This window comes from uncultured Actinomyces sp., from assembly GCF_963526355.1.
Lineage (GTDB): Bacteria > Actinomycetota > Actinomycetes > Actinomycetales > Actinomycetaceae > Actinomyces.
In genome coordinates, this window is sequence record NZ_CAUROW010000109.1 from 1 (window position 1) to 5,614 (window position 5,614).

Genomic DNA, 5,614 nt, shown 5'->3' on the forward strand with positions numbered 1-5,614 from the left:
CCGCCTGGCGCCAGCACGCCTCCGAGGGCATCCGCGAGAGCCTGGGCGTCCAGCCACCCCAGCTCGATGTCACCGAGATCATCTCTCTGCGCGACCGCCTCACCACGGTCCGCTCACGCCTGGACCGCTACGTGCGGGCCCTGCACCGACCCCGTGAGCCCTGGTCGGTCTCCGCCTACGAGGCCCTTCAGAAGCTCGCCGAGCTCACCAGTCGCCGCGACCGTGCCACCACCCGAGCCCGAATCGACATCGAGCACCTGGGCCGCCTTGATGAGGACGGCATGGACCAGGCCCGCGCCCTCCTGCGCCGGGGGCGTGCTCTGGGCCTGCTCACCCCCGAGGTCTCCTCCAGCGCCTGGAACGGGATCCCGGTGGAGGATATGGACGAGGCCACCGACGCTCTGGTCCACCTGCGCGCCCTGGCCAACGACCTGCTGCCCTCCATTCAGGAGCACACGGCCACAGTCGCGCGCACCACCGGTCTGAGCCGAGCCCGGACCCTGAGCCAGTGGATCGAGCAGCTCGACATGTTCGACGGCGTGCGCGAGTCCTTGGACGTCTTCCTTCCCGAGGTCTTCGAACGCTCAGCCGCCGATATGGTCATCGCCACCGCTTCCAAGCGCTGGCGTGACGAGCGAGGCATCCACATGGATGGTTCGCGGCGCCGGCGCTTCACGCGGCAGGCCAATGACCTCGTGCGGCCGGGCCGCGTCGTCGGCGACCTGCACGCAGAGCTGGTCAAGGCCCAGCGCCGCCGGGAGGAGTGGCGCCGGCACGATCCCGATGGCGGCTGGCCACGTCTGCCTCAGGGCTTGGATGAGATGCGGCGCTCGGCTGGACGGGCGCGTGACGCCGCCGCCGAGCTCCAGCCGCTCCTGAAACGCGCCCAGGGGTCGCCGGCGCTCATGGAGATGCCCCTGGAGGACCTCCTGGATCTGGCTCGCTCGCTGGCCGCGGATGACCTCACCGCCCAGAGGCTTCCCGAGGTCAACCGCATCCGCTCCGACCTCGAGGCCCTGGGGCTGAGCGACTTCGTGGCCGACATGGCCGCTCGGCGCATCGACGAGGAGAAGCTCGAGTCCGAGCTCACCTACTGCTGGTGGTCCTCCCTGCTGGCCCAGACCCTCGCCGCCGACCCCGACCTCGGGGGCCTCGACGCGCGCGCCCTGTCCCAGATGGCGGTCTCGCTGCGCGAGCTCGACGCCGCCCACAGCCGTTCCCTGTCCGGCCCCGTGGCCCAGGCCTGCGCCCGTCGAGTGCGTGCCGCCGTCGAACAGGACAAGGCCGATGCCCGCGCTCTGTACATCGCGCTGGCCCGCGAGGACGGCGTTCCGCTGCGCGAGATCATCGAAGCCCATCCCATGGCGCTGCTGGCCCGGCCGATCTGGATCGTCCCGCCCACGCTCGTGCCCCAGATCTTCTCTCCGACGGCGGTCGTGGATCTGGCCGTTCTGGACGCCTCCGCACCCATGCCGGTCCCGCAGGTACTGCCCGCCTTCGTGCGCGCCGAGCAGGTGCTCCTCGTCGGCGACTCCCGACGCACGACAACGGGCCTGGCCGCCGAGCTCGGCCCGCTCCTGCCTGCCCGCACCCTGCCAACCGCCCGCAACAGCCTCGACGCCGGCATCGCCTCGTTCCTCGCGGCCAATGGATATGAGGGCGTCGTCGAGGCCGTCCCCTCCCCGCCGGGGGAGGCCTACCTGTCCTTGGAGCTCGTGGACGGCCGGGGCATGCCGGCTCCTGGGCAGACCGCGGTCGAGACCGTGGAGGCCGAGGTCTCCCACGTCGTCGACATGGTCATCGACCGGGCCCTGACTCGGCCCGAGGAGTCGTTGGGCGTCATTGCCCTCAACCGTCTGCACGCCGACGCCCTGCGCTCAGCGATCAGCCGGGCGGCCGCCGGCGCCCCGGCCCTGGAGACGTTCTTCGCTCCCGGGGCCGCCGAGCCCTTCACCGTCGTCGAGCTGGATGAGGCGCGAGCTCTGCGACGCGACCACATCATCATCTCGGTGGGCTACGCCAAGACCCCGCACGGCCGCACCATCCACAACTTCGGCCCCGTCTCCGACCACAGCGGCATGGTGGGGCTCGTCGAGGCCCTGTGCTCCTCACGGGGCAGCACTCAGGTGGTCTCCTGCCTGGCGGCGGGCGATATCGACCGGGACCGCCTGCGAGCTCCGGGGGCGCGTCTGCTGCGCGAGGTCCTGTCCCGCGCCGAGGATGCCTCCCAGACCGGCAACTCGGCCGGCAAGGTGCCCGACCGGCTTCTGGTGGACCTCGCCGAGCACCTGTGGCGCAAGGGTCTGTCAGTCGTCCCCCGGTACGGAACCGATGGCGGTGTACGGATTCCGCTGGCCATCGGCCACCCCGACTACCCCGACGAGCTGCTGGTGGCGGTCCTGACCGACGACGTCGACTACACCTCCGAGCCGAGCCTGCGCCGTCGCGACCGACACCGCGTCGAGCGCCTCGAGCGGCGCGGCTGGCGGGTCCACATGGCATTCTCCGCCGGGGTGTTCGTGGATCCCGAGGCCGAGGCGAGGGCTGTCGAGGAGCTCGTCCTGGCCGTCCTGGTGGAGCGCCAGCGTGATGCGTCTCCGCCCATGGAGGCCGTGCCCGACCGCGTTGACGACTCGGTACGAGCCGTCCCAGAGGCGCCTGAGTCCGAGCCCGGCGAGGCGCCCGAGCGCGTTGAGCGTCCCCGCATCGCCCAGGGCCTGCCGCTCCAGGCCTACTCCGATGACCAGCTCGACGACCTCATGACCTGGATCCGCTCCGACGGCGTCAACCGCTCCGAGGTCCAGGAGGTCGAGGAGCTCAGATCCGCCCTGGCTCTGCGTCGCCGCGGCACGGGGATCGACGCGGTCCTGGCTAATGCGGTACGGCGCAGCCGTTGAGCCGTCCGAGCGATCCCGAGCAACACGGTGCATGACGGTGACGCTACCGACGCTACCAATGACGCTTCGCACGGCGAGGTGGCGATGAGCGGCGTGGACGGGCCCTCCAATCCGGACCTAGAACCTGCGCCGCACCACGACGCAGCTCCTGGACGCAGAGGCGCCCGGCGTCGTCGGCGGGTCATCGCCCTGTCTGCACAGGATCAGGAACGTGTGTCACGTGGCGAGAGCCCTGAGGACCTTGCCCGAGCCGATTACGAGCACGATGCCCTCAGCGGGGTCGGCGGAGGACTCGATGCCCTCGAGACCGGTGGCGCCGGCTCCAACGATGTTCGCCTCAAACGCGACGTCCCCCCGCACTGGGGCTGATATCGAGCAATCGTGCAGCTGCGTGCGAATGCCGGCAAACGTTCTTTGGTATTGCAGGAGGAGAAATGCGGAAGGCCCCGCCGATCACTCGGATCGACGGGGCCTTGAAGTGATGCTGCGATTGCGGCTACCGCATCGCTGTGGGACTCACTGCCTGGGCGAGTGGTTGGCGGAGCCGGCGGAGAGCAGGTCGCGGATCTCGGTGAGCAGCTGGACGTCGGTGATCTCCTTGGCGTCCTCCGCGGCCTTCTCCCTGGCCAGGCGCTCCTTGAGCTTGTTCATCGGCAGAACGATGGCGAAGTAGACGGCGGCGGCCACGAGCAGGAAGTTCACCACGGCAGTAATGATCGTACCCGGCTGGACGAACTCGGTGGCGCTCGCGGTGAGCTTGAACTGACCGACGGAGTCGAAGTTCGGCTGGCCGACGACCTGGCTGATCATGGCCATGATGACATCGGTGATCGCCTTGACGATCGGTGAGAAGGCGGCACCGATGATGACGGCGACGGCGAGCTCGAGGGCGTTGCCCTGCGAAATGAACTCCTTGAATCCCTTGAACATGGCGATCCTTTCGTAGCGGCGCGGGCAGACGTCTGCCATGGGTGCGCCATCGGGGACTAGTGAAAGTGAAGCGTCTTATCATCTGTGTAAGGCGCTCGCAGCGGCATTACGGGCTCAGCACAATGCCGAGCGTGCTACTCGTAGCCGCGCCGACCACCACAATAGCGTTACCGGCAGGAATGGCTAGTGTGATAAGTGTTACTTTCTTGTTTCCCGTCCAGTGGTCATCATCGCCTACGCGCTGTGTCATAACGACGCGCGCTCCCGAACAGAGGACCGTACTGCGCTCTCCGAGCGGCCCGGTAGATATTTCCTGGGAAAGACTTTGAGGAGTCTGCTGAATTCCTGGCGACTTCTGGTCAGGTGGCGGTTCCGGAGGTGCGCTGGGAGCTTTGCCCGGATTGTTCTCCGGTCCGATCTGGGCGGGAGAGCCGTCCTGTCCTTCGGAAACTCCTTCGGGGGTGCCTTCCTGTTCCTGTGATGCCGGTTGTGGTGAGGTCTGGGGAGTCCACCCCTCCCGTGTCTGCCCGATGATGTCAACCCGGGCGCCGGGGTGGGCGAGTTCGGCCCCGACCTCGATCGGTACCTGCACCAGTCGTTCGTCGGCTCCCAACTGCTGCGCCATGCCCCCGCTGGTCATTGAGACCGTCAAGATGGTTCCCGGTTCCAGGGTGATGGCCGCCCGGTTCCCGACGACCTGCTCCTTGGCGGCCAGCCCGGCTTGGGGGAGTGCCGACGTCGGAAGTCTGCTCGTTGAGACGTCCTGCTCGGTAATGAGGGCTCCGGCGGTCACCTGTCGGGCCGTGATGAGTACCTGCTGACCCCGTTCGGGGCCGGGGCGCAGCACACTGAGGGCCACCAGGACCGCTGTCCCCAGGCACAGGGCCACGACGAGGTGACGGTGCCGCCACAGCAGAAGCGAGGGGCGTGGCGCGGCAATGCGGCTGTCGCGGGCTGATGAGTGTGAGGCCGGTCCGGATGGGCGGGGTGATTGAGGCGATGAGTTGCGGGACAGGCGGTGGCGGAGTCTCATGACTCCAGAATCCGAGGGTCGTTGTCGGTTGGCACGCGCTAGCTGTCGACCCTGTGGATGAGCGCTGCAACCATGCGCCTGTGGCCCCTGGGCAGTCCCGGCTCATCCGGGCGCGGGCTTCTATCACTCCGGGGACCTGGCGTGCGCCGGCGAGCCGGCGGCCAGTAGGAACCACTCCTGAGCCGTGATGACGGCGTCCACGGACTCATCGTGCTCCTCCACGGGAAGCGGCCCGCGCACCAGTTCCTCGGGGTGGATGATTGCGAAGGTGTGGGTCCCGGATGCCCGCAGCGGCAGCATCCGGTCGTACCAGCCGCCTCCCTGGCCCAGGCGCCGTCCGTCTCGGTCCACGGCGAGTGCTGGAATGAGGAGGGCGTCCACCTCGCGCACCGCCTCAGCCGGCAGTGTGGGGCCGCTGGGTTCTGGAGGGCGCCCCGGTGCCCGCTCCGCCAGGTCCGTGGTTCCCTGGAACCGCCCCCAGCAACGCGCCAGGCGCGGCCCGAGCACCGGCAGCAGCACCTCGACGCCGGCCTCGTGGAGTCGTTCCAGTAGCAATCGAGTGCAGGGCTCGGTCCCCACGGACACGAAGGTCGCCACACTCGCCGCACCTTCTACCGCCTCCTGGGCGTGCTCGGTCAGTGCCTTGCAGGTGGGCGTGTGCCCTGCGATCGGGTGGCGGTGGTGGGAGCGCCGGTGCAACCGCAGCACCTTGCGCAGCTCGTCCTTGGCGTCGTCGACCTCGAGTCGGCTCGTA

At 68.9% G+C, this 5,614-nt stretch carries 5 protein-coding genes; 2 read left to right on the forward strand and 3 right to left on the reverse strand.

Annotated features, from left to right (window positions below):
* Positions 1–2,897, forward strand: a 2,897-nt coding sequence (locus tag RWR81_RS12105; protein ID WP_314457984.1) for a DNA helicase, incomplete at its 5' end; no start/stop codon positions are given.
* Between the two features lie 213 nt (positions 2,898–3,110).
* The gene (locus RWR81_RS12110) at positions 3,111–3,266 is read left to right on the forward strand and encodes a transcriptional regulator (RefSeq protein WP_314457985.1); all 156 of its coding nucleotides are present in this window, start codon (positions 3,111–3,113) and stop codon (positions 3,264–3,266) included.
* Positions 3,267–3,413: 147 nt separating this feature from the next.
* On the opposite strand, the gene mscL is transcribed toward RWR81_RS12110, so the two are convergent.
* From mscL to RWR81_RS12125, 3 genes are all read right to left on the reverse strand, one after another.
* Complete coding sequence (gene mscL, locus RWR81_RS12115; protein WP_314457988.1) at positions 3,414–3,827, reverse strand: large conductance mechanosensitive channel protein MscL; 414 nt, start codon at positions 3,825–3,827, stop codon at positions 3,414–3,416.
* Positions 3,828–3,933: 106 nt separating this feature from the next.
* Complete coding sequence (locus tag RWR81_RS12120; protein ID WP_314457986.1) at positions 3,934–4,860, reverse strand: SAF domain-containing protein; 927 nt, start codon at positions 4,858–4,860, stop codon at positions 3,934–3,936.
* Between the two features lie 123 nt (positions 4,861–4,983).
* A partial coding sequence (locus tag RWR81_RS12125) for a 5-formyltetrahydrofolate cyclo-ligase (RefSeq protein WP_314457987.1) occupies positions 4,984–5,614 on the reverse strand: 631 nt, incomplete at its 5' end.